The sequence below is a fragment of the Acinetobacter sp. COS3 genome (assembly GCF_000475335.1).
GTDB classification, from domain to species: domain Bacteria; phylum Pseudomonadota; class Gammaproteobacteria; order Pseudomonadales; family Moraxellaceae; genus Acinetobacter; species Acinetobacter venetianus.
The window spans coordinates 1-333 of the sequence record NZ_AXCD01000071.1; the positions used below are offsets into that span (position 1 = coordinate 1).

Genomic DNA, 333 nt, shown 5'->3' on the forward strand with positions numbered 1-333 from the left:
TTGGATCAATCACCACTGCTGTTGCTGGATCAACAACGGTATCCACTGCATACACTTGGCTATCTGTAATGGTCGCTGTATTGCCTGCTGCATCTGTAACAACAACGCTCGCATCCACCGTTAAGTCTGGGTCTGCTGCTAAGTCACTACCCGCAACATCCACTGTCCACGTTCCGTCTGCCGCAAGTGTGGTGCTGTAGTCCACGCCATTCACGCTGACTGTTACCGCATCACCTGCCGTGAATTCACCTGTCACCGTACCTGTCACTGGAACTGTGCTGCCTGCTTCTGCCGCATTTAAGATGTTGTCCGCTGTAATTGGATCAATCACCA

General features: G+C 51.7%; 1 protein-coding gene. It reads right to left on the reverse strand.

All coding sequences use genetic code 11. The annotated features are described in order from the left end of the window. On the reverse strand, nt 1-333 hold a 333-nt coding region (locus IO68_RS31980; RefSeq protein ID WP_152514803.1), incomplete at both ends, for an Ig-like domain-containing protein.